Source organism: Rhodanobacter glycinis (assembly GCF_006438785.1).
Taxonomy (GTDB): domain Bacteria; phylum Pseudomonadota; class Gammaproteobacteria; order Xanthomonadales; family Rhodanobacteraceae; genus Rhodanobacter; species Rhodanobacter glycinis_A.
This window is the reverse complement of sequence record NZ_RCZB01000001.1, coordinates 975,566-1,000,512: the sequence shown is the minus strand read 5'-3', so window position 1 is coordinate 1,000,512 and position 24,947 is coordinate 975,566. Positions and strand designations below refer to the sequence as shown.

General features: G+C 61.4%; 16 protein-coding genes, 1 tRNA gene and 1 pseudogene. 10 read left to right on the top strand and 8 right to left on the bottom strand.

Annotated features, from left to right (window positions below):
• Positions 1 to 64 precede the first annotated feature (64 nt).
• Positions 65 to 1,747 (top strand): asparagine synthase B, encoded by a 1,683-nt coding sequence (gene asnB, locus EAH75_RS04895; protein ID WP_140804615.1) that lies wholly within the window; start codon positions 65 to 67, stop codon positions 1,745 to 1,747.
• A gap of 4 nt (positions 1,748 to 1,751) precedes the next feature.
• Here the strand turns inward: asnB and chrA are convergent, their stop codons facing one another.
• Together chrA and EAH75_RS04885 are read right to left on the bottom strand one after the other, a co-directional pair.
• A complete protein-coding gene (gene chrA / locus EAH75_RS04890; RefSeq protein WP_140804613.1) occupies positions 1,752 to 2,966 on the bottom strand; it encodes a chromate efflux transporter in 1,215 nt (404 codons plus the stop codon).
• Positions 2,963 to 4,447, bottom strand: a complete 1,485-nt coding sequence (locus EAH75_RS04885; RefSeq protein ID WP_140804611.1) for a multicopper oxidase family protein — start codon at positions 4,445 to 4,447, stop codon at positions 2,963 to 2,965. The genes chrA and EAH75_RS04885 overlap by 4 nt, the downstream gene beginning before the upstream one ends.
• A 111-nt stretch (positions 4,448 to 4,558) precedes the next feature.
• Here EAH75_RS04885 and prfB point away from each other — a divergent pair.
• The 7 genes from prfB (at position 4,559) to zipA (ending at position 12,931) form a co-directional block, all read left to right on the top strand.
• Positions 4,559 to 5,684 (top strand): peptide chain release factor 2 gene (gene prfB / locus EAH75_RS04880; RefSeq protein ID WP_140804609.1). Its coding sequence is split into 2 segments (ribosomal slippage): positions 4,559 to 4,633 and positions 4,635 to 5,684, totalling 1,125 coding nucleotides; the frame shifts between segments, so codons are not numbered across the junction.
• Positions 5,685 to 5,730: 46 nt separating this feature from the next.
• The gene (locus EAH75_RS04875) at positions 5,731 to 6,057 is read left to right on the top strand and encodes a hypothetical protein (protein WP_140804606.1); all 327 of its coding nucleotides are present in this window, start codon (positions 5,731 to 5,733) and stop codon (positions 6,055 to 6,057) included.
• A 106-nt stretch (positions 6,058 to 6,163) separates the two neighbouring features.
• On the top strand, positions 6,164 to 7,681 hold the full coding sequence (gene lysS, locus EAH75_RS04870) for a lysine--tRNA ligase (protein WP_140804604.1): 1,518 nt from the start codon (positions 6,164 to 6,166) through the stop codon (positions 7,679 to 7,681).
• Between the two features lie 3 nt (positions 7,682 to 7,684).
• Entirely contained in the window at positions 7,685 to 7,984 is a 300-nt protein-coding gene (locus tag EAH75_RS04865; RefSeq protein ID WP_140651324.1) for a YciI family protein, read from the top strand.
• 14 nt (positions 7,985 to 7,998) lie between these two features.
• Complete coding sequence (locus EAH75_RS04860; protein ID WP_140805047.1) at positions 7,999 to 8,262, top strand: BolA family protein; 264 nt, start codon at positions 7,999 to 8,001, stop codon at positions 8,260 to 8,262.
• A 138-nt stretch (positions 8,263 to 8,400) separates the two neighbouring features.
• Entirely contained in the window at positions 8,401 to 11,910 is a 3,510-nt protein-coding gene (gene smc / locus EAH75_RS04855; protein ID WP_140804602.1) for a chromosome segregation protein SMC, read from the top strand.
• Between the two features lie 10 nt (positions 11,911 to 11,920).
• Positions 11,921 to 12,931, top strand: a complete 1,011-nt coding sequence (gene zipA, locus EAH75_RS04850; RefSeq protein ID WP_140651328.1) for a cell division protein ZipA — start codon at positions 11,921 to 11,923, stop codon at positions 12,929 to 12,931.
• Positions 12,932 to 14,675: 1,744 nt separating this feature from the next.
• Here zipA and EAH75_RS04845 read toward each other — a convergent pair.
• The 4 genes from EAH75_RS04845 to EAH75_RS04830 form a co-directional block, all read right to left on the bottom strand.
• Entirely contained in the window at positions 14,676 to 15,656 is a 981-nt protein-coding gene (locus EAH75_RS04845; protein WP_241668891.1) for an ATP-binding protein, read from the bottom strand.
• Between the two features lie 79 nt (positions 15,657 to 15,735).
• On the bottom strand, positions 15,736 to 17,607 hold the full coding sequence (locus EAH75_RS04840) for a hypothetical protein (RefSeq protein WP_140804600.1): 1,872 nt from the start codon (positions 17,605 to 17,607) through the stop codon (positions 15,736 to 15,738).
• Positions 17,597 to 18,343: a hypothetical protein gene (locus tag EAH75_RS04835; RefSeq protein ID WP_140804597.1), complete on the bottom strand. Its 747-nt coding sequence runs from the start codon at positions 18,341 to 18,343 to the stop codon at positions 17,597 to 17,599. The genes EAH75_RS04840 and EAH75_RS04835 overlap by 11 nt, the downstream gene beginning before the upstream one ends.
• A gap of 754 nt (positions 18,344 to 19,097) precedes the next feature.
• The gene (locus EAH75_RS04830; RefSeq protein WP_140804595.1) at positions 19,098 to 19,424 is read right to left on the bottom strand and encodes a helix-turn-helix domain-containing protein; all 327 of its coding nucleotides are present in this window, start codon (positions 19,422 to 19,424) and stop codon (positions 19,098 to 19,100) included.
• Positions 19,425 to 20,073: 649 nt separating this feature from the next.
• Between EAH75_RS04830 and EAH75_RS04825 the strand changes: the two genes are divergently transcribed.
• Both EAH75_RS04825 and EAH75_RS04820 read left to right on the top strand, forming a co-directional pair.
• Positions 20,074 to 20,172: transfer RNA gene (locus EAH75_RS04825), tRNA-Ile, on the top strand.
• Positions 20,173 to 21,380: 1,208 nt separating this feature from the next.
• Positions 21,381 to 21,950 carry a GlxA family transcriptional regulator gene (locus EAH75_RS04820; protein WP_241668890.1) on the top strand — a complete coding sequence of 190 codons (570 nt, stop codon included), beginning with the start codon at positions 21,381 to 21,383 and terminating at the stop codon, positions 21,948 to 21,950.
• A gap of 152 nt (positions 21,951 to 22,102) precedes the next feature.
• On the opposite strand, the gene katG is transcribed toward EAH75_RS04820, so the two are convergent.
• Both katG and EAH75_RS20135 read right to left on the bottom strand, forming a co-directional pair.
• Entirely contained in the window at positions 22,103 to 24,268 is a 2,166-nt protein-coding gene (katG, locus tag EAH75_RS04815; RefSeq protein ID WP_140804593.1) for a catalase/peroxidase HPI, read from the bottom strand.
• A 345-nt stretch (positions 24,269 to 24,613) separates the two neighbouring features.
• A pseudogene (locus tag EAH75_RS20135) lies at positions 24,614 to 24,883 on the bottom strand (IS3 family transposase); the annotation flags it as partial.
• Between the last annotated feature and the right edge of the window lie 64 nt (positions 24,884 to 24,947).

Genomic DNA, 24,947 nt, shown 5'->3' with positions numbered 1-24,947 from the left:
AGAACCAGCCATCCATGGCCGGACTTTTCAACCAAGGAAACATCCAACCCAAAGGACAGCAATCATGTGTGCGATCTTCGGAATGTTCGATCTGCAGCCGGGTGACGACCTGGCCGCGTTGCGCCGGCAGGCGCTGGAGCTGTCGCAGCGCCAGCGTCATCGCGGACCGGACTGGAGTGGGGTGTTCGTCGACGCCGGGGTAATCCTGGTGCATGAGCGTCTGGCCATCGTCGATCCGGCCAGCGGCGCGCAACCACTGCGTTCGCGCGATGGTGCGCTGGCGCTGGCGGTGAACGGCGAGATCTACAACCATCGCGAGCTGCGCGGTGCCAGCACGTATGACTTCACCACGGGTTCGGATTGCGAAGTGATCAACGCGCTGTATCGCGAGCACGGCGCCGCCGAATTTATCGAGCATGGCCTGCCGCGGCTCAACGGCATCTTCGCTTTCGCGCTATGGGACGGCGCAGCGCAGCGCTATCTGATCGCCCGCGATCCGATCGGCGTCTGCCCGCTCTACTGGGGCCACGACGCGCATGGCCGTTTGTGTGTGGCCTCGGAGATGAAGGCGCTGGTTGGCGTATGTGCCGACGTCGCGCCGTTTCCACCTGGCCATGTGTACGACAGCGTCAGCGGCGAGTTGCAGTGCTATTACGACAAACCCTGGCGCGACTACACCCACACTCGTGGCCATGAAGTTGCGGCGCCCGCCCTGCGCCAGGCGTTCGAGCAGGCCGTGCATCGCCAGCTGATGACGGACGTGCCGTATGGCGTGCTGCTCTCCGGTGGGCTGGATTCGTCGCTGGTCGCTGCCTGCGCCGCGCAGTTCGCACGCGAGCGGGTCGAGGACGACGATCGCAGCGAGGCATGGTGGCCACGACTGCATTCGTTCGCGATCGGACTCGATGGCTCGCCCGACCTGGCTGCCGCGCAGATCGCCGCCGACGCATTGGGTACTGTGCACCATGGCTTCGTCTACACGTTCTGGGAAGGACTGGACGCACTGCCCGAGGTGATCCGCCACATCGAGACCTACGACGTCACCACCATCCGGGCCGCCACGCCGATGTATCTGCTGGCGCGGCGGATCAAGGCGATGGGGGTGAAGATGGTGCTGTCCGGCGAAGGTTCGGACGAGCTGTTCGGCGGTTATCTGTACTTCCACAAGGCACCGTCGGCGGAGGCGTTTCACGAGGAAACCGTGCGCAAGCTCGACGCGTTGCACAGCTACGACTGCCTGCGCGCGAACAAGGCGATGATGGCCTGGGGCGTCGAAGCTCGCGTGCCGTTCCTTGATCTCGAGTTCATCGATGTCGCCATGGGCATGGACGCGACATACAAGATGGCAGGGCAGGGACGCATCGAGAAAGCGGTGCTGCGCGAGGCGTTCGCTGGTGCGCTGCCCGACGCGATCCTGTGGCGGCAGAAGGAACAATTCAGCGATGGCGTCGGCTACGGCTGGATCGACGGACTGAAGGCACATGCGGAGCAAGCGGTCAGCGATCGCGAATTCGCCGCGGCCGCAGCGCGCTATCCATTCAACACGCCGGCGACGAAGGAGGCGTATTTCTACCGGCGCATCTTCGAGCAGCATTTTCCCGGCGAAGCCTGCGCAGCAACGGTGCCAGGCGGCAAATCGATCGCCTGCTCGTCGCCCGCCGCGCTGGCCTGGGATCCGGCGTTCGCGAACGCGGCCGATCCGTCGGGCCGCGCGGTCAAGGGAGTGCACGACCACGCGCTGGCCTGAGCCATCAAAACAGTACCGTGAGCAGCGAAGCCGTCACGCACCATCCGGTGATGGCAAGCGCCGGCCATCGTGCCCAGGCGAGCAAGGCGAAGGCACTCAGCGCGATGATGACATCGAGCGGGCGATGCACGGCACTGATCCACACCGGGTTGTACAGCGCGGCGGCGAGCAAGCCGACCACCGCAGCGTTGACGCCAGCGAGCACGCGTGCGGCATCATCCCTCGCGGCCAGCGCCTGCCAGAACGGCAGCGCTGCGGAAACCAGCAGCAACCCCGGCAGAAAGATCGCAAGCAGGCAGACTGTGGCGCCAAGCGCGCCACTATGTCCGACGCCGATGCGTTCACCGAGAAACGCCGCGAGGCTGAACATCGGGCCGGGCACCGCCTGGGCCGCACCGTAGCCGGCGAGGAAGCTGTTGCCATCGAGCCAGCCCGGATCGACCACGGTCTGCTTCAGCAAAGGCAGCACCACATGGCCGCCGCCGAATACCAGCGCGCCAGCACGGTAGAACCCCGCCGTTAGCTGAGCCCATGCTGGCGCGCCAGGCCACGGCGCCAGGGAGAGCAGCAGCAAGATGGCGAACACGGCCAGCAATGCGATGCCGCCGCGGCGCCCATGCTGCAGAACCAGACGATCGCCCGGATGGGCCATTACCGTGCGGCACAGCCAGGGACCCAGTACTGCACCGAAGGCGATCACCAGCAATTGCATCCATGCGTTGCCAACGATCACGATCAGCACGGCAGCGAGCGCGGCGAGTAGCAGACGCGGTACGTCCGGTGTGAGCCGGCGTACCATGCCGAGCAGACCATGGGCGACCATCGCCACGGCTACTAGTTTCAGTCCGTGGATCGCCGCCTGGCCCAGCGCACCGGACAAATGGGTACTCAGCACGGCGAAGGCAAACATCAGCAGGGCCGAGGGCAGGGTGAATCCGACGAAAGCGGCGAGGCCGCCCCATCCGCCCGCCTGCAGCAGGCCGATGGAAAACCCCAGCTGGCTGCTCGCCGGTCCCGGCAGGAACTGGCACAACGCCAGCAGCTGGCCGAAACGCTCGTCATCCAGCCAGCGTCGCCGTTCGACAAACTCGCGATGGAAATAGCCCAGATGCGCGATCGGTCCGCCGAATGAGGACATGCCCAGCTTGAGAAATACGGCCAGTACCTCCCATGCGGACCCGGAGGTGGCCAGGGCAGATGTGCGTGCTGCGTGGTTCATGCGCAATCGAACAACGTCATGAAACCGAAATCCATGTGCAGCTGCATGTGGCAGTGGAACAGCGAGAGCCCACGCTGCTCGGCCGTGAAATCGACATCCATGCTCTGGTAGCCACCCAGCATCGCCACGTCTTTGATCACGCCGGCGACAGGCTGGCCGGCGATGCGGGTGATCTCGAAGCTGTGTCGGTGCAGGTGCATCGGGTGGATGTCGTCGCTGGCGTTGTGCATGCGCAGCCGGTAGCGCTTGCCGTACTGCAGTCGGTAAGTGGGTTGCATCGTGCGCATGTCGAACGGCTGGCCGTTGATCGTCCACTGGTTGAAGCCATGGACGGCCGCGTTGCGCTTGGCGAAGGTCAGCTTGATGGTTTCATCGGGGGTGGCCGGCGACGGCGCATTCGGCACGGCGAAACGGCGATAGTCCCACTGGAACGGTGGCGGCTTGACCCATTGCGGCTTGCCGCCGTATCCGGCGTACTCGACCACGATGCCCATGCCGCGTGTACGGTCGTCATCGGCCAGGTCGCCGAGTATCCACACCCCCGGATGCGTCATCTCGACGATGGCTGAAATGCGCTCGGCGGTGCCCAGCCACAACACCGGCACCGTTGCCGGATGCGGCACCGGATTGCCGTCCAGCGCCACCACCGTGAACGTGTGGCCGGGCAGGGCGAGGCTGCGGATCTCGGTGGCGCTGGCGTTGACGATGTGCAGCAATACGCGCTCGCCGGCGCGCACGCGGACAGGTTCGCCGTGGCCGAGCATGCGGCCGTTGATCGAGAACGACTGATAGCCGACTTCGTATCCGTGCGACATGCCACCGGCCAGCGAGGCTTTCATCGTCTTTTCGCCGCGCTGCTGCAAGGTCGGATCGCGTTCGCCCGGCCGCAGGAAATCCATCGCCATGTCGCCGCCCTTGCTGAAGAACGGATCGAACTCCTTCAGCACCAGGAACACCTCGCGATCATGGGCGCCCGGCTCATGCCGCGGCTCGATATACACCGGTCCGGCCAGGCCGCTGTACTGGCCAAGGTCGAGATCGGCACCGGCGCGCAGATGCGTGTGATAAAAGCGCAGCCCCGCCGGCCCCGGCGTGAAGGCGATCCGACGCATGCCGTAAGCCGGAATGTACGGAGTCCCTTCTTCGACTGCGCCATCCACCGCTACGGGCAGGAACTGTCCGTGCCAGTGCAGTTGCTCCGGCCTGTCAGTGTCGTTGAAGATGTCCACCATCACCGAACGGCCTTGTTTCAGTCGCAGCAGCGGCCCGGGAAACCGACCGTTGTAGGTTCGGGTGGAAACGATGTGATCGGGCGCAAGCTCCACCAGGCTCCGACCGATGCGCAGCGTGTAGTCGGCATTGCCATGCGGCCCGGATGACCGCATGGCCACCACATCATCGGCCTGCAACAGTCCCGGCATGGCACCACCCAAAGTGGCCAGGCCACTCAGCTTCAGGAACTTTCGACGGTCGATCGGCATGGCGAGCTCCGTTCGGAAGTGGGTATGGCTAGTGTAGTTGCAGTGCGTTGTACAGCGAAGGCAGCGTCTCCTCTGGTATTCTTGTGCGCTTGCATTCTGGACCGCCATCACATGATCGAGACCAATCCGATCCTTGCGCAGATCGCCGACCTCCGGGGCCGCGTCGAGTCGCTTAGGGGGTATCTTTGACTACGCCACAAAAAGCGAACGCCTGGAAGAAGTAAGCCGCGAACTGGAGAACCCGAACGTCTGGGACGATCCGGCGCGCGCGCAGGAGCTGGGCCGCGAACGCGCCCGCCTGCATACCATCGTCAATGGCATCGACACGCTGACCGCCAGTCTCACCGACGCCAGCGAGTTGCTGGAAATGGCCATGGCCGACGGCGACGACGAAACTGTCAGCTCGGTGATCGAGGACCTGGCCAGACTGGATGCGCAGGTCAGCAAGCTGGAGTTCCAGCGCATGTTTTCCGGCAAGATGGACGCGACCAACGCGTTCGTCGACATCCAGGCCGGCGCCGGCGGCACCGAGGCGCAGGACTGGGCTGAAATGCTGCTGCGCATGTACCTGCGCTGGTGCGAATCGCGTGGCTGGACGACCGAGTTGATGGAAGTCAGCGGCGGTGATGTGGCTGGCATCAAATCCGCCACGTTCCGTGTCGAAGGCGACTACGCCTACGGCTGGCTGAAGACCGAGATCGGCGTGCACCGACTGGTGCGCAAGAGCCCGTTCGATTCGGACAACCGCCGGCACACCAGTTTCACTTCGGTGTTCGTGTCGCCGGAGGTCGAGGACGATATCGATATCGACATCAACCCGGCCGATCTGCGCACCGATGTATACCGTTCGTCCGGCGCCGGTGGTCAGCACGTCAACAAGACCGAATCGGCGGTGCGCATCACGCATATCCCGACCAATACTGTGGTGGCCTGCCAGACCGGCCGCAGCCAGCACGCGAACCGCGCCACCGCGATGAAGATGTTGGCGGCCAAGCTGTACGAGCTGGAAGTGCAGAAGCGCAACGTCGAGCGCGATGCGCTGGAAGCGACCAAGTCCGACATCGGCTGGGGCAGCCAGATCCGCAACTACGTGCTCGACCAGAGCCGCATCAAGGATCTGCGTACCGGCATCGAACGCACCGACACGCAGAAAGTTCTGGATGGCGACCTGGACGAGTTCATCGAGGCCAGTCTGAAATCTGGCCTCGAGGCGGGTTCGAAGCGCAGCGACGCGTGAGTACTGATCCGTTGAATCGGCCCGATCGCCTGCAAGGAGTCCCGGCATGAACAGCAAGAAAATCTGCGGAATCCTTGTCGCACTCGCCGCACTTGCGGCGTTCGACGGCACGGCTGGAGCGCAGCAAAGCTCATCCGGCCAGGGCGTCAAGCAGGATGCCAAGGCCGTCGGCCATGGCATCGGCAACGGCGCCCGCGACATCGGCCACGCAACCAAGCACGTCGCCGTCTCGGTCGGGCATGGCGCGAAGGAGGCTGGCGTCGGCATCGGGCACGGCGCAAAGAAGGCCGGTATCGCCGTCGGACACGGCGCGCGCGATGGCTGGAATGCGACCCGACACGCGGTCAAGCACGTGTTTCACAAGGACGATTGACGGGCGACGCTGTTCCGAAGGAAAACCTCCCCTGTTGTTTGCGACCCAACCATAGACAAAAGAACGTCCGCCGCTCCGCGCGAGCGCCGACAGTAACGGAATCCCCATGAGTGAACCGACCGACACCCTGCCCATCGACGAGAACAAGCTGATTGCCGAGCGACGCGAGAAACTGACGGCGCTGCGCGGGCAGGGCATCGCGTTTCCGAACGACTTCAAGGTCGACAGCTTCGCCGGTGACCTGCAGGCCGAATTCGCCGACAAGGATGTGCAGACAGCCGAAGTGATCGAGGCCGCAGCGCGACGCGTGAAGATGGCCGGTCGCATCGTGCTCAAGCGGGTACAGGGCAAGGTCAGCTTCGTGCAGTTGCAGGATTTCAGCGGTCGCATCCAGCTGTTCATCCACCAGGGCACGGTCGGCGAAACCTACGACGCGTTCAAGGGCTGGGACGTGGGCGACATCGCGGGTGCCGAAGGTGTGCTGATGCGCACCAAGACCGGCGAGTTGTCGGTTCGTGTGGATAACCTGCGCCTGCTGACCAAGAGCCTGCGCCCGCTGCCGGACAAGTTTCACGGACTGGCCGATGTGGAGCAGCGCTATCGTCAACGTTACGTCGACCTGATCGTCACCGAAGAGGCACGCCGCACCTTCATGCAGCGCTCGCGAATCATCGGCTACATGCGCCAGTGGCTGGAGGCGCCGTCACGTCGCTTCATGGAAGTGGAAACGCCGATGATGCACGTGATTCCCGGCGGCGCCACGGCGCGACCGTTCGTGACGCACCACAACGCATTGGACATGGATCTGTACCTGCGCGTAGCGCCCGAACTTTACCTCAAGCGCCTCGTGGTCGGCGGCTTCGATCGCGTCTACGAGATCAACCGCAACTTCCGCAACGAGGGCGTGTCGACGCGGCACAACCCCGAATTCACGATGCTGGAGCTGTACCAGGCGTACGCGACCTACCACGAGATCATGGATCTTACCGAAGGCCTGATCCGCGACACCGCGCAGAGCGTGCTCGGCACCACCGAACTCGGCTGGGACGGCGCGGCGATCGACGTTGGCCCGGCGTTCCGTCGCTGGCGCATGGAAGACGCCGTGCTGGAACACAATCCTGAAATCGGGCGCGAGGAACTGCGTGATCGCGAGGCAATGGCCGCGCACGCGAAGCGCCTGCATGTGCAGGTCAAGCCCGGCTACGGCTGGGGCAAGCTGCTGCTGGAAATTTTCGAGAAGACCGTCGAGCACACGCTGATCCAGCCCACCTTCATCACCGACCATCCGGTCGAGGTATCCCCGCTGGCGCGCGAGAGCGATACCGACAAGGGCATCACCGATCGCTTCGAGCTGTTCGTCAACGGCAAGGAACTGGCCAACGGCTTCTCCGAGTTGAACGATCCGGAAGACCAGGCCGCACGCTTCCAGGCCCAGGTCGACGCCAAGGACGCCGGCGACGACGAGGCGATGCATTTCGACGCCGACTACATCCGCGCACTGGAAGTGGGCCTGCCGCCCACTGGCGGCCTCGGCATCGGCATCGACCGGTTGGTGATGCTGCTGACCGACTCGGCCTCGATCCGTGATGTGCTGCTGTTTCCCTATATGCGCCCGGAGGCTTGAACCATGTGGTACGCGATCATCGGCACCGACAATGCAAACTCGCTGGAAGCGCGCAAGTCCGCGCGTCCGGCACACTTGTCCCGCCTGCAGCAGTTGCAGGACGAAGGCCGCATGCTGCTGGCCGGGCCGTTTCCGGCGATCGACGCGGAAGATCCGGGCCCGGCCGGTTTCAGCGGCAGCCTGATCGTGGCCGAGTTCGCTTCGTTGGCCGAGGCGGAAGCCTGGGCAGCTGCAGATCCCTACATCGCCGCTGGCGTGTATCGCGAAACCTCGGTCAAGCCATTCCGCAAAGTGCTGCCGTGACCGCGGGCGTGGCGATGACCGGGCAACCCGTCATTGAGCAGATCCGCGCGCGCTTGCAGGTCGCATTCGCACCGAATGAACTGGAAGTACTGGACGAAGGCCACAAGCACGCCGGCCATGCAGGTGAGGGCAAGGGACACTTTCACGTGCGCATCGTCAGCGCCGCGTTCGCCGGCCAGGCGCCGATCAAACGCCATCGGATGGTTTACGCGGCGCTCGACGAGCTGATGGATAACGGCATCCATGCGCTATCGATCGACGCCGTTCAAGACAAATAACAATTGGCAACATGTAGTTATGTTTCACTGTTGAAGTGAAACTTCATACGAACCCGCATTGCAGCGCCGCCCCGCGTTTGGCACAGTGCCCTGTCGCCCCACCAGCGGGCGTTACCTGACTGACCCACTGATGACCGCATGCGCCTGAGCACGATCAAACTCGCCGGTTTCAAGTCCTTCGTGGACCCGACCACCCTGCATCTGCCGAGCAACATGATCGGCGTGGTAGGCCCGAATGGCTGCGGCAAATCCAACATCATCGACGCGATCCGCTGGGTGATGGGCGAGAGCGCGGCCAGCCGCCTGCGCGGCGATTCGCTGACCGACGTGATCTTCTCCGGCTCCAACACGCGCAAGCCCGTGGGGCAGGCCACCGTCGAGCTGATCTTCGACAACGCTGACGGCTCGATCCAGGGCGAGTATGGGCAGTACGCCGAGATCTCGGTGAAGCGCCAGGTCACCCGCGACGGCCAATCCGCGTATTTCCTCAACGGTGCGCGTTGCCGTCGCCGCGACATCACCGATCTGTTCCTCGGCACCGGCCTGGGCCCGCGCAGCTACTCGATCATCGAGCAGGGCATGATCAGCCAGATCATCGACGCGCACCCGGAAGAGTTGCGCATGCACCTGGAAGAGGCCGCCGGCATCTCCAAGTACAAGGAGCGCCGCAAGGAAACCGAGAGCCGCATCAAGGCCACCCGCGAAAACCTCGACCGCGTGCGCGACGTGCGCGATGAAGTCGACAAGCAGCTCGACCACCTCAATCGCCAGGCCCGCGCGGCCGAGCGCTGGAAGGCACTGAAGGAAGAGCAGACGCGCAAGGAAGCCGAACTGCGCGCATTGGAATACCGCGGATTGAAGAGCCAGCACGACGGTGAAGGCGCCGACCTTTCCGCAGCCGAGATCGAGATCGAAAAGCAGCTGGCTGGCCAACGCCAGATCGAGGCACAACTGGAAAGTGTGCGCGAACGTCACACCGACGCCAGCGAACATCTGAACGCGGTGCAGGCTGATGTTTACAAGGTCGGTGCCGAGATAGCGCGGGTCGAGCAGCAGGTCCGCCACAATCGCGAAACCGCCGATCGCCTGCAGCGCGCCCATGGCGACGCCGAGCGTGAACATGCCGAGCTGGCCGCACATATCGCCACCGACAACGCTCAAATCGAAACGTTGCGCATGGCGTTGGCCGAAGGCGAGCCGAAACTCGAAGCATTGCAGCAGTTGCAGGACGACACCGCCGAGGCCCAGCGCAGCACCGAAGCGAAACTGGCCGATTGGCAGCAGCGCTGGGATAGTCACACCCGCAACGCCGGCGAATCCAATCGTGCGGCCGAGGTGGAACGTACCAAGCTCAACTATCTGGATCGCCAGGGCATCGATCTGGCGCGCCGCCGCGAAGTGCTGGAGACCGAACAGAAAGCCACCGACGTGGCCGCACTGGATGCTGCCGGCGAACAGTTGCACAACGAACACGACACCCAGCGCGAGCGTGTGGAAACGCTGGGCAGTCTGCTCGACCAGCACAAGTCCAGCCACGAAAAGGTGTTGGAGGAAGAACGTCAGGTCCAGTCGGCGTTGAACGAGGCGCGCCAGCAATTGCAGACCGCACGTGGCCGGCACGCCTCGCTCGAAGCGCTGCAACACGCTGCACTTGGTCAGGAAGAGAGTGCCGCCAGCGGCTGGCTGGCTCGTCTGGGACTGAACAAATCGCGTCGCCTCGGCGAATCGCTGCAGGTCGAAGCGGGTTGGGAAACTGCGGTGGAAACCGCCCTGACCGGTTTTCTGGACAGCGTGCTGGTGGACGGATCGCATGCGTTGGCCACGGAATTCGGTGCGCTCGACAACGCCGACGTCGCGCTGCTCGATGCCGCCGAGGGTGGCGCCAACACCGCTGGCACACTCGCCGCACACGTGCGCGGGCCGGCGGCGGCGATGGCCATTCTCGGCCACGTGCTGACGGCTGAATCGCTTGCCGACGCCCATCAACGTGTGGCCTCGCTGTCTGCACTAACGCCATATCAGTCAGTGATCACCCGCGGTGGCGAATGGCTTGGTCCAGGCTGGGCAAGAGTGCGCCGGGCGCAGGGCAGCCAGGTCGGCGTGCTGGCACGCGAGCGTGACCTGCGTTTGCTCGGCGAGCAGATCGCCACACTCGAAGCACAGCTTGAGGAAGCCAGCGAACAACTCGACAACTTGCGCACCAGCAAGTTCGAGACCGAGCGCGCGCGGGACGACGCGCAACGCGAGTTGTACAACGCGCATCGGCGCCAGTCCGAATTGGCCGGACAGTTGCAGAGTCATCGCGGCAAGCTGGAAACCGCCCGCGCGCGCGCCGACAAGGTCAATGGCGAGCTGGCGGATCTGGCCACGCAGATCGACGAATTGCAGGGCCAGACCCGTGAAGCGCGGGCCCGGCTGGATGAGTCGGTCGGCCTGATGGGCGACTTGGAAGACCAGCGTCGCGAGCTGGAAAACGAACGCCGCGCGTTGCTCGAATCCCGCGAGGAAGCACGCATGAATGCGCGCGAGGCAGCCGACCAGTCGCATTCGTTGGCACTGTCGCTGGAATCGAAACGCTCGTCGCTGGCTTCGCTGGAACAGGCATTGGGGCGCATGGATGCCCAGTTGCGCCAGATCGAATCACGCCGTACCGAGATCACCGAACAACTCGCAGCCGGCTCCGACCCCATCGCGGAACTGGAGGCTGAGCGACAGGCTTATCTGGATCAGCGCCTGCTGGTCGACAAGCAGCTGGTCGACGCGCGTCGTGCGCTGGAAGATTGCGACCTTGAATTCCGCAAGCTGGAACAGCAGCGCCATGTGGCGGAGCAGGGGCTTTCGAACTTGCGCGAAAGCCTGTCGGAGAAACGCCTAGCTGCGCAAGCGCTGCATCTGCGTGCCGAGCAGCTGGCCGAGGCGATCACTGCCTCCGGCCTTGAACTGGAAACCCTGCTGGCAGAACTCGCTGACGACATCGACGCAAATCAATGGCGCCTGCAGTTGGGCGACATCGGCCAGAAGATCGCCCGGCTGGAGCCGGTCAACCTCGCTGCGATCCAGGAACATGCCGAGCAAAGCGAGCGCAAGACCTATCTGGACAACCAGCTGGCCGACCTGGTCAGCGCGATGGATACACTGGAAGGCGCGATCAAGAAGATCGACCGCGAAACCCGTCAGCGTTTCAAGGATACCTTCGACAAGGTCAACGCTGGGGTGCAGGAGCTGTTCCCGCGCCTGTTCGGTGGCGGCCATGCATACCTGGAGCTGACCGGCGACGATCTGCTCAGCACTGGCGTGTCGATCATGGCGCGTCCGCCGGGCAAGCGGGTTTCCAACATCACCCTGCTATCCGGCGGCGAGAAGGCCCTTACCGCGGTATCGTTGGTGTTCGCGATCTTCGGGCTCAACCCCGCACCGTTCTGCCTGCTCGACGAGGTCGATGCGCCGCTGGACGAGGCGAACGTTGGACGCTTCTCCAGTTTGGTTCGCGAGATGAGCGAGAAAGTACAATTCATCTTCATCAGCCACAACAAGGCCACCATGGAAGCGGCCACCCAGCTGTGCGGCGTGACCATGCGCGAGCCGGGCGTGTCACGACTGGTACAGGTTGATCTGGCCGAAGCGGCTAAACTGGCAGGCGCTGCCTGAGGAACCCATGATGACGCTGCAACCCGTGATTGCCTTTGCCTGGAATCCTGCCGTCGGCATTCCGCTGCTGATCGTCGGCGTGATCGTGCTGGCGCTGATATGGCTGTTCGGCCAGCCGAAGAAAGAGCAGGGCAAGCGTCGAATCGTGCCCACCCAGCATGGCGGTGATCGCCGCGAACCCACGCTGGGCGAGCGGGCTGTCGACGAAGAACCGTCGTTCACCGGGTTCGACGCGGTCATCGACGATCCGTTGGCCGGCGGCGCAAAACCCCAGCAGGGTGAACTTGAAGTTGGCCTGCGCGAAGAGCTGGAGCGTCTGGGTGCCACGCTTTCCGGTGAGCGCAGTCAGCCATCGGCTCCCGCCGCGGCGGCCAAGGTCAAGCCACCGCAACTCAAGCTCGCGGATCACGTGTCATCGATCATTGACGCCTTGCGTGCCCCCAGCTCCAGGGAACCGGCTCCACAGGACGCCCCGGCGATGGCACCCGTGGCAATGCCGCCATCGCCGACGACAGCGGCTACGTCGACCGGTACGCCACCGCGTTCGGATCTCGGTCGGCGACCGGCGCAGCTGCCGGTCGAGCGCATCGTCACGTTGTTCGTGGTTGCGCGCGAAGGAGGGCACTTCAATGGGCCGGACCTGGTGGTTGCCGCCGAGAAGGCCGGGCTCGAATTCGGCGACATGGGCATCTATCACCGCTTGGTCGATGGCAAGCGCGAACTCGGTCCGATCTTCAGCGTCGCCAACATGCTCAAGCCAGGCAACTTTGACCTGAGTCGTCTAGACACACTGCATACGCCCGGTGTGAGCTTCTTCATGACCTTGCCGGCACCGTTGCCGGCACTCGACGCATGGGACGCCATGCTTCCCACCGCACAGCGTCTGGCCGAACTGCTGGATGGCCAGGTCCTCGACGAAGAGCGCAACGCGCTCGGTCGCCAGCGCATCGCCCACATCCGCGACCAGCTGCGCGGCTGGGATCGCGATCATGAAGGCAAGGAAATCATCTTCGGGCGCTGAGCCAATCCCAACCGAGGGTCGGCAGTGGTCGTTGTCTAACAACAAGGAATTGCCTCAATTATAAGTAATTGAATTTGCATATTATATTGAAATCGATGTGGTGATTTTTGAGCAGATGTCTAGTCCAACAAGCCGCCCTCAATTTCGCCGAGATCGAAGAAACTGCCCCCAATTAGCCGAAAAAGCCGATAAATCGCCCTGAATTCAGAAAGCCAACCATCGTGCGTGTTCCGGCAGCAGCGAATGAGCAGCCGATTGGGTTAGCGTGCTTGACGCTTTCGCGGCGCTTGGTTCGGTGAGGGTGGTTTACGGCCCCGTCGGCGAAGTCTTTTACGAGATGCCTTGCCGCCTTTTTGGGGCCGCGGACTTGACTCGACAGTTGGCGGTTTTACGGGGATCCAACAGACTCTAATGCTCTCTAGATGTCCTTTTTGTCCGCGTATTTCAATCACGGGCACCCGCCATGCTCGAATGCGCGTGCGTTGTTGTAAATGAACGCGACACAAGGCGTCGAGTCCTTGGGCGAATCCTCTCGCTAGCATTTCCTCGAGTGCCTGAGCCAAGCGCCATCGTCCATTGACGCGGTCCAAAGCGTCGGACTGCTGGACGTGGGGTGATCGCAATGCATCCCCTTGCGCGGGTTCTCCGAGGAGTTGGTACACCGATTCTGCCAGCCGCGCGCACATCTGAAGTGCACAAGGATCAACAGCCGACAAGTGGAGCCAAACGGTGTCGGCTCCTATGCTGCCATGGGGCAGGATGAACCTCTCCATTTGACTGTATTGCTCGCTGCGATCGGTCAAGCCGCCCGAGGGCTGGTCAGGCATATCGTCGGCGCCAGAGAGTGTCGCGGTGGGGGCGGTTAGGCGCGCTCGTGTTACGGCAGCCAAGCGGTGATGAACCGAAGCCGGCAAGGGGGCAATAGTCAATGACCTGTCTGACCCGAGCAGACTCCATCCCCAGAAGGTACGAGCCGATGGCTCTCGCCTTCCCTCCATGGGTTCTAACAGGGTGCGTTGATGTGGAGGGTCTCTAATGGCGGGCTGCCAAGCCATGGGGGCACGGGCTAAGTTTGCGAAGCCCTCACGAGATACACGGTCGTGGGATGGAGCGATGAAGTGGCGGTGAGTGCGTTCGCGCTCGGCCCAGGCAAGATATTGGGTGAGTGTTTCCTCTGCGGTTTGGTGTGGGAAGGTCCACATGGCTGTACTGGCGATATCACTGTCGAAACTATCGTGACCGCAGGCACAGCAACCGAGCTCAAGATCGAGATGTGAACGGACGGAATATGGAGCACCACATTGTGGGCAGCTATCGCGAATTGGCTGCTCATGCCACGGGCAGTGTGTAATAGATGGAAGCTGAAACAATCCGCAGTGATAGCCAAAGCGTGCGCACTCAGGGCAGTGGCGAATAGGTAGATCCTCATCGCTCCAAAGTCCATGCAGGTCGAGTGGACTCCACGACTGAGCATTCCAGTACGCCGGTACCTGCGTGCCATCCAAGCCGCAGATGGCTTCGAACCGGGTGCGCGAGGCACCCGGTCGATGGCAAGCTTTCATCAGGTTCAGGTCGGCGGGTGCTCGGATCCCGAGCACCGAAAACAAGTTCTTGGATTCGAGGCAATTAAGCCGATAGACGCGCCAGGCAATGCCATACCCGGAGATAAACGGGAAGGGCTCGAGCTCCAATCCAAGCAGGCCGGGTTGCGGTATGCGTAAGGCAAGCAGATTCCTCCAGTGACTCATGCGACAGCCTCCCGCATAAGAAGATTGGCTCGCACATATTCGAGGCGCAGGTAACCGCTAACGGAGAGAGCGTCAGCGATCTGTTCGGTCGTGAATTCCCGAAAGCCAGGTACTTTGGCGGCAACATTGGCGAGGAGGTAGCGTACTGTCCCCGTGAATGTCGCCATCGGCCAAGCATTGCTAGGAGGAAGGTTGGCCTGACTACGGATAGCATTGACGACATCCACGATCAAAGCAGCTTGGCTGGCCAGCCGCCAACCATCATCGAATGCTGCCCTGGCGAAGTAGCGCGTGAACGGCATGTCGGGAGTCGGCCAGAACGCTGACCCATCAAAGCGATCGAGGGCATGGGTGACCTCATCCAATCCAGTGAGCGGCAGAAAGGGATGCGAACCCATGAACCATCGGCGGAGCATGTGCGATGGGTAGTCGGACCAATCGTCGGCGACCTCTACACCCGAGGCGTCGCTTTGACGCATGAACACCACAAACAACCGGAGCTTTGCGTCAGTGATTTGCTCGTCGATGTCAGCGAGATAGTCGTACTCTGCTCGCGTGATCCGCTGTGCGTTATCAATGAACATCACCATGAGTGTTTGTTGGGCTTGGCCGCAACGCGTCTTGATGAAGTTCACCAGGCGTTCTTTGCCTTTCTGCGGCGTAAGTCGGTCCGCGTTGGTAAGCCGGAGACTATTGGCCACGGCGGTATAGAAGGCACCATCGCTGCGCCGCGCGCCGCTAGGCATGATCAGGCGAGAAGCCACGCCGATGGGGGCGTCACTCTCATCCACCAGCCAGCGTGAGGCATGGTCGGTCATAAATTGCTGTGCACTGGTTTTTCCAAGCCCACCGCCTCCGTAGAAGGCGGTGCCGTGATGGTCGTTTTCGATGTGCTGCAGAACGAAGTTGGCCGCGGCTTCAGTAGGCTTGGTGTAGATCTGAAAGCCATTCGGAATGAAGATCGGATGCTTGTCCATGCGGGTGCTCCGAGATCAAAAGGGATGATCTCCGGGCGGACCCACGTGGTCCGCCCGGAGGGCGCCATGGCAGATGAAGTTAGGCGTCGCGCATCTTGTCCAGGCTGACCCAGCCACGACGCGGCGCGCGAATGGGTGTGTCCATGAGCGAGTGCCGTGCGGGAGGGACCGGCATCGTTGGATGCTGCTGCTGGATGCGAGCCAACTGGTCCACGGCCTGTTGGGACTGCTTGGCGGATTGACGCAAGAAGTTGATATAGGCGCTGACCGCGCAGTCCGCTCCGGCGAGTGACAGGCCGCCCGGTTGCCGCGACCACTGATAAATCAACTTCCGTGTGGTTTCGTCGTGTCGGGTGTGTGACCACGGGCCAGTGGCCCGCAGGATGCCTACAGGTTGTGTGGCGGTGCGGTACAAGGCGATGGTGCGCAAGTCCTGTCGAAGGACGCGTGCAGTGAGAGTCTTGCCGATCAGCTCCCAACTATTGTCGAGCTCGGGACTCCGATAACGCACGTAGGCATAGTTGATGTGAGGCATGACGCCGGTCTTGCGATTGCCCAACACTTTGACCGGAACCAACACGCTGCTCATATCAACCGCGCAGGCGTCGGCATCGCTTGGCTCATAGAACCAATGACGCTCATGCGAGCGCTGCTGTAGGTATTGCAGGGGGCTCATATTGCCCAAGGCCGGGTGGGGCGTGGCGTTGTAGTTGGCAACAATGACGTCCAGCAGTTCTTCCAGCAGATGAAGTTGGATGGGGTGATCTTCCGGTGCAAAGTTGCTGATGCGCAACTTGTGCTCGCCCAACTTGGTCGCGGGTTCGAAGCCACCTGCGATGTCGCGAAAAGCGCCTTTCTCCAGACGTGAGAAGAGCTGTTCAATGATGGGGCGCGTGCGGGGTTGATGCGGCAGGCCAAAGGTGAGGATCCCGTCATGGGCGCGACAGAAGGCCTGTTCCACGTCATGCGCGTGGTGCGCCTTGTGGTTGTCGAGAGCCAACATCCGCCCGCGGCGGAATTGAATCGGCGGAGGCAAGCCAGAGGGCATGCCCGCACCAGGCGCGTAGGCAAGATTGGGGATTGTCAGGTCGCGTGGAACCCATGATTGCAAACTGCTCGCAATGCACTCTGTCACATCCAGACTGTTGTAGTTGCGTCCCACGCGCAGGGTCCAAGATGTGATCGCGCGCGACTCACACTCGACTTCGGCCAGGAACCACAACGCCGTCAGATTGCGGGTGGCCAATCCCCCCTTGGGCATCTTGATCTGCATGGCCGCCTCGATGTCGATGCGGTGACCATCGAGCTCCATCCGGTCAAACGGGTGCCCACGAAAGATTTCTGCCAAAGCGGTGGGCTGGACGGCGTCCAGTTCGTCCATGCCAGGCATGGGAGCCGTTTCGATACGACGCGTGCGGATGTACCGGAGTAACGCCCGTTTGCCCTTATCGGGCTGGTTCAGGGGGTAATACGCGTGGAGATCCAGGCGTTTGAGTTCCTTGACGATCTTGTCGTGCAGGCGAATAAAGCTGCGCGGCGCCCTGCCGGGCGGCAGCGGTCGGCTGTAGGCACCTACCCAAGTGCCGATTTGCGGCTGTGCCAGCAATAGGGTTGCGATCGCATGGGGCACCGCCCGCGTGGGCATGCTCACCTCGATAGACGTCTCAGCCTTGCAATACCCGCCCCACGGAACACAGACACGAAAGCCATAGGGCTGACCATCCGGTGCGAGGCGAAGGGCGCGTTCGATCATGGACCGAAGCCGCTTGCGACAAAGACTGTGATCTTTGGCGGCAGCACTGAGATTGGTCTCACCAATCAGAACGGCATGAAGGGCGGCGCACCGAGCGTTGTAGCGAGCCCGATACTTCTCCGCAACCGTATCTTGAGGCGGGCGGTACCACTTGCTCAGCTCTTCCTCGCTATGGATCGCATTTCGTTCACGCAGCATGGGTCACCTCCAGCATCGTGTGCAAAGACAGGGGCGCAGAGTCGACAAGCCGAAGGCCTCCTTCGTGAACCATGGCGGCTGCCACGGCGACGACATGGTCGGGGCTGAAGTTGTCGAAGGCGGCGGTTAGCTGTTGGAAGCTAGCCCGCGGCATGGTGTTGAAATACGCCAGCAACCCTTGGCGGATGGTGGTACGTGCCAGCACGCGACGGGCGGATTGCACATGCGGCAAGAGCAGGAAGTGCGTCCGCAGTTGCGTGCTTGCGGCCAGGAGCTCCTGCTCGACGATGTACGTCAAATGGATGCCATGGCGTTCGGCGGCACCTTCCATGCGTGCGCGGTCACGAAGAGCAGTGCTGTCGCGAGCATTGCCTACCGTACCGGCCTTCGGGATGGCCAGCAGGAAACGTTCCTGCCCAGTTTTCCCACTTTCTCCACTTTTGTCTCGGGTCCAAAAGGCGACATCAATGGTTTGCTTGGGTCCCAGAGCGAGTCGGCATGGACGCTCCACATAGGTCGTCAGCGTAGGCGTGAATTCCAGTTGCATCGCCAGTGCCAGATGCAGGTATTCACAGACGGTGACGATGCGCTGGTTGCGTGGTGAGTAGAAGACGAAAATCTCGCGACTCGTGGCTTCTCCACGGGATAGCGCGCGAGGCTTGTAGGGCAGCTCAGGCGTCACATAGTGACCCGTGCCCGGCGTGGGTGTGGCGGTCGCACTCGTTCCAGCACTCATAGAAAATGCTCCTCTTCACGAATTCAAGGCGTCGACGTCCCCGCAAGGGGCATCGAAATGGGCCGCCGCTGTAAGGCGACGATTCGGATGAAATTCAATAGAGCTTCGCCCGGGGCGCTCTAGTCCCCGGGGAAGGTCGTTGGGTCAGCCGGTCCGCTACTAGAACGAGGGGCAGGTGGGAGCGAGGCGAAGCCGATATCAGGATGTGGGTCCGCAAACCCAGAATTGGGCCTGCAAGGACGCGCTCCATCACCTTTCTTGATGCACTCCCTGGAAGGGCATCGTGGGTGGATAAGTGTGGCTGCGAATAGATCGGCGAAACGGTCGTAGGTCATGACAGATATCCTCTTGTTCGGCAAAACCTGCCCGTCGCGTACCCGGTGACGGGACGCGAAAAGGGCTTGACCTGGAAAAAGGAAAATGGGAACCTACAGACGTGTGATCAGTAAGTCCAAGTCCCCGCCGCCAAGCGGGGATTTTCTTTTTTTCAGGACTAAAAGTGCGATTGAGCTGCCTGGGCTCATGCGGCCGGCGCGGCCACCGCAGCCAGACAATATGGCGTGCGCGGCGATAGCCGCAGAAAGTTCTCCTCGTCGTACGCACCATTGCGCACGGCCGAAGCTATAACCGTGTGTTGCGTCCGGTCAATAGAAATTTCATTTACGAAACAATGTGGTATGACGTCATACCGTATGGTATGACACCATGCAGGCTGGCCCGTGTAGGGCTTCCACCTAGATGGTACAAACCATGTCTAGGACCGCAGCATCTCCTCCATCTCTCGGAGCAGAGCATCTTGCTTTTCCCTTGAAAGCCGCGAAAAGGCAATGATTGCGCGGGCGAGGCGCTCATCCCCAGAATAGAGATAGGCAAGCGGTACCGTCAAAACTCGTGCAAGGCGCTCAGCCGTCTGCACATCAGCCTTGTGAATGCCTTTCTCGTAGCGGTTGATTCGCGTGCTCGCCACAAACCGATCCAGTCCGGCGAGTATGCCTAGCTCTTTCTGTGAGAGTCCCGCCGCTTCGCGCGCTTGCTTGAGGCGAGCACAAAAAACGGCCCGAGGATCTACTTTCGGCGGCATTGAGACGAATCGGAAGCTTGGGGCTACGAGATTCGTAACTTTGCCTTGCCACCGATACTACGAATTACGTAGCATAGGAGCAAGCAGAGCCCGGGCGGCCGCCTTTCAGCGAGAAGTATCTGTGACACGCCAGTCTTATTCGGACGATGTGTGGGTCATTCCGATCGCCGCCGATGCCTACATTCGGGAGGCTTGGGAGGCACAGCAGTCGAGGGCGGCCAGCAAGGGGACGTCGGGAGACCTAATGCTTCGTCTTGCGGAATGCTTGGCGGCTTCCGTGACAGAGTGTCTCGACCCGGATCTCAAGCCGCCGACTCCCGCCCAGATCGTGTATGCGACGGACATTGCCCGAGTGTTGGGGCTGGCGATTCCGCCAGCGGCCATTCGCTATCGCGGTGCCATGGCGGTCTTCATTGAAAGTCACGTGGACGGTTTCAATTTGAAGCGAAGACCTCGTTTCCTTGGCACTCAAAGAACGATGTCATGTGGCTCCCGAAAGGTTCGGGACTCAACCCAGTAGTGCCGCCCCATAAACGTACACCCATAGAGAAATTGAAGCTGGTAGCCTTGGCCCATGAGCAAGCCTCTCTGCCACTGCGAACGAATACCACGAACCCGCATTTGAGCGAGTTCTCAAGCGTATTTCTTCGCCCCCGTGGCCGAGAGGTTAAGGCGACCGGCTTATACCCGGTTGAGGCAGCGGCCAGATAAGCCGCTCACGTAGGTTCGAATCCTACCGGGGGCACCAATTCTAGGTGCCCGTATGAACTCTGAAAATTCTCAACGACTACAGTCAGCCTTCCCGCAGCTATACCGATTGCAAAGGCTTGACCCCGTTCGTCAGGATAGCCCCACCCTGATCGCGCTCTGGGGCTTCGAGTGCGGGGATGGATGGACGGACTTGATCCATCGCCTTAGTCAGGCGATTTCCACACATATCGAATCCATTGGGTTGGACATCGTTGCGACGCAGGTCAAAGAGAAGTTCGGCACGCTACGGTTCTATGTCGATGGTGGGGACGAGGAAGTTTTCCGGCTAATCGATGCCGCGGAACAGGAGTCAGCAACGATTTGCGAGCTATGTGGCGCACCCGGAGCGCTTGTCATGAAGGGGTGGTGTTCAACGCGATGTTCGTCATGCAGGCAGAAGTGCTAACGGGCTTTTTCCACCCTGACTTTTTGTGCATCAACGCGACAGCGTGTCGAGGAGGTTCGATGTGACAGACCACCAGGGTTCCTATTCCGATTGGCGAACCATCGCCCCGGTAGGCCGTTGCCCTCAATGCAGCGGAACGCATCTACGATCACGAGACTGCCCAGTAGGCATGGAGGTCGAATGCGCCAGCGGCTGTAGCTATCGCGAAGTTCTCACGGATTTCACTGGCAAGGACTTTGAACTATGGATGGGACGCATGCGCTCGCAAGGCCGTTCGTGACTTTCCGGCACTCGTGTCTATGCCCGCCCTTTTCAACTATGGGATAGACAGCAGGGCGGATGATTAGGGTGCGTTATCGAGGGTAGAGGAGGGTAATCTCGCGCCGAACCGTCGTCCTGCTCGATGGGGCCCTTGGGCGCTGACTGTTGCTGAGCCACTTCGCCAGATCCCAAGAGCCTGCATACGTTCGCTCCGAAATGAACTCGACTGAATCCGATCAGGGTGGTTGCTGGATCTAAGGGATCAATACCGCCATGTCGGCTGGTGACCCAGAGAGCATCCTCCATGATCGATGCGCACCTCGTCCTGTCTGAATGTGCCTCGCCAATCTGATCTACGCGAGGTAATCGCGAGGTTCTGGCTGCGCAGGTTCGTGGCCACTTCGATATCCTGGAACAGGTCGGGCTGGTCCTTCAGGTGCCATACGGCACCGCCGATATCGAGCACCGCCGAAGCGGAGCGGAACCTTGCCCGGTTGGCGGGACGGCGCGCCACAACGCACTGGGCGTACGCGCGCGAGATGCAGAAGCGCTTTCCGGACATTCGCGTGGAAGAAGACCGCATCTACATTGTCGACGGTTCGGTCTGGACTTCCGCCGGCATGACGGCCGGCCTGGACCTCGCGCTTGCGATGGTGGAAAAAGATCTTGGCGGGGACACGGCCCGTTCGGTGGCGCATGGCCTGGTCATGCATCAGCGCCGGGCGGGCGACCAGTCGCAGCATTCCGAGATGCTGGACCTGGCACCGAAGTCCGATCGCATCCAGAACGCGTTGAACTATGCGCGCCAGAACCTGAGCCGCGCGCTGACCGTCGAGGAGTTGGCCGAAGCGGCCCACTTGAGTCCGCGTCAGTTCAGTCGTGTCTTCACGCTCGAAACGGGACAGTCCCCTGCGAAAGCCGTGGAAAGGCTACGACTGGAGGCTGCGCGGCTGATGATCGAGCAGAGCCGGCATCCGTTTGACGTGATCGCCAAAGAGACCGGCTTTCGCGATCGCCGCCACTTGCGCGACGCCTTCATGCGGGGGTTTGGTATTCCGCCTCAAGCGGTCAGGCGCGACGCGCATCTGGAAGTCCAAAGGACCTTCTAGGCATCGAACTCAGAGCGGCTTATCCGGTTGAGCGAGGTGATGGTCATCCAGCGTGGATGACCATCACCAAATCATGGTGGAAAATGAAAGAAAGCTTCACCTGGCGTAGGCGTGAGTGCTTCCTGCTCTTCATGACAGAGAATCAAACGAACTCACGCCAGATCGAAGCGGTCAAGATTCATCGCCTTGACCCAAGCCGCCACGAAGTCCTTCACGAACTTCTCCTTGGCATCGGAGCAGGCATATACCTCGGCCAGCGCGCGCAGTTCGGAGTTGGAACCGAACACCAGATCGGCACGCGTTCCGGTCCATTTGGTAACGCCAGTCCTGCGATCCTTGCCTTCGTAGGTACCATCGGTGGCCTGTTTCCACTCCGTACCCATATCGAGCAGATTGACGAAGAAGTCATTGCTCAATGTGCCAGGCTTGCTAGTGAACACACCATGCTTGCTGTTGCCGGCATTGATGTTTATCGCGCGTAGGCCACCGATTAGTACGATGAGCTCCGACGCAGTAAGGGTGAGCAACTGGGCCTTGTCGATCAGCAGGGCTTCGGCCGGGATGCTGTATTTAGCTTTCTCATAGTTTCGGAAACCATCGGCGAGGGGCTCCAGTACCGCGAAGGATTCGACATCGGTCTGCTCCTGCATGGCATCGGCGCGTCCAGGTGCGAAAGACACTTCTACGCTTACGCCTGCTGCCTTGGCGGCTTGCTCGATGCCCACGCCACCGGCCAAAACAATCAGGTCGGCGAGCGACAGTTTGCCGGAAGCTTTCTGGATTTCTGCCAGCTTGGCCAGCACCTTGGCCAGCTTGGCCGGTTCGTTTGCGGCCCAGTCCTTCTGCGGAGCGAGGCGGATACGTGCGCCGTTGGCGCCGCCACGCTTGTCGCTGCCACGAAAGGTGGATGCGGAGGCCCATGCCGTGGATACCAGTTCGGACACCGTGAGGCCAGAGGCGATGATCTTCGCTTTCAGGTCAGCGATATCCGAGGAACTTGGCGACGGCAAGGTTGCCTTGGGGAGCGGGTCCTGCCAGATCAGATCTTCGTTGGGCACTTCCGGGCCGAGGTAGCGCGCCTTCGGGCCCATGTCGCGATGGGTTAGCTTGAACCACGCGCGGGCAAAGGCGTCAGCAAAGGCCTGCGGATTATTGAGGAACTTACGCGAGATCTTCTCGTAGGCTGGGTCATAGCGCAGCGAGAGGTCGGTGGTGAGCATGGTCGGCAAGCGTTTCTTTGACTTGTCATGCGCGTCCGGGATCACTGCTTTGGCGCCCTTGGCGACCCACTGGATGGCCCCGGCCGGGCTCCTGGTCTGCTCCCACTCGTACTTGAACAGGTTCTCGAAGAAGTGATTGCTCCATTGCACTGGAGTTTGCGTCCAGGTCACTTCAATGCCCGAAGTGATCGCGTCGCCAGCCTTGCCGCTGCCGAACTTGCTCTTCCAGCCCAAGCCCTGTTCTTCCAATGAAGCGGCTTCCGGTTCGGGACCGACGTTATCGGCTGGGCCGGCACCGTGGGTCTTGCCGAAGGTATGGCCGCCGGCGATTAGCGCGACGGTTTCCTCGTCGTCCATCGCCATGCGGGCGAAGGTTTCACGTATATCCCTGGCAGCGGAGATCGGATCGCCATTCCCGTCCGGGCCTTCCGGGTTCACGTAGATCAGGCCCATCTGCACGGCGGCCAGCGGATTTTCCAAGTCGCGGTCACCGGAGTAGCGGCTGTTGGGGTTGTCGGTCGGCGCAAGCCACACTTTTTCGCTGCCCCAATAGATATCCTCATCTGGCTCCCAAGTGTCCTCGCGCCCTGCGCCGAAGCCAAAGGTACGAAAGCCCATGGATTCCAGCGCGACGTTGCCTGTGAGAACCAGGAGGTCCGCCCAGGAAATCTTCTGGCCGTATTTCTGCTTGATTGGCCAGAGTAGGCGATGTGACTTGTCGATGTTCACATTGTCCGGCCAGCTGTTGAGCGGGGCGAAACGTTGCTGGCCGCGGCCGGCACCTCCGCGGCCATCTCCAGTGCGATAGGTGCCAGCGGCGTGCCATGCCATGCGGATGAACTGCGGGCCGTAATGGCCGAAGTCGGCGGGCCACCAATCCTGCGAATCGGTCAGCAGTGTCAGCAGATCCCTTTTAAGCGCTGCGTAATCGAGTTTCTTGAACTTCTCGGCGTAATTGAAGGTTTCACCCAGCGGGTTCGACTTGTTCGAGTGCTGGCGCAGAAGCTTAGCGTTGAGTTTGTTCGGCCACCAGTCGGTATTCGATGCGCCGCCGCATGTCACGGTGTGGTTAAAAAGGCACTTCGCTTCGGTTGACATGTAACTTCTCCTTCGAATGGGCTACAAGTGCAGGACTGATAAGTGGACCAAAGCATCAGGAACATCTGCATAGGGCAGTGCCCAACTCTGTGGAGCTTGTGCGCTCGACTGGAGAATGCACTGACGAGAGAGCTGATCCGATGTATCTACGACAAGGAACGCGCTTGATCGTCCAGCCTGCGACGAAATAGCACAAATCGTTTTTCTATAGTTTCGATAGTTAATATCGATTGTCAGTGTCGATGACTTCTGTCAATAAGGGCGATTGAGTACGGTTATAAGGTAGTGCCTAGCGTGGTCGTGCCATAGGCACCGAGGTCCGGGTCGATGGCCTGATCATGTCCCGTTGCGGCCAGGGCGCGACGCATAGCGCTGCGCGCTGGCACTCATACGCACCACCGCAGTGCGCGTCGTTTGCCCAATCCTCGAGTCGTCTTCTGCCGCACCAGCTGTCGTCGTGCAGGTGCGGTCACCGCTTTTTTTTCGAAGCGCTTCCCGGGTGATCGCGCTCTCCAGCATCGACTCGGCCAGTAGCTTCTTCAGCCATGTGTTCTCGGCCTCCAGCTCCTTCAGTCGTTTGGTTTAGGAAATCATCATCCCACCGAACTTGCTACGTCATATTTTCAGCATTTCGATCGAAATTCATTGAAGCCAGATCTGGTCACCCTGGTCACATTCG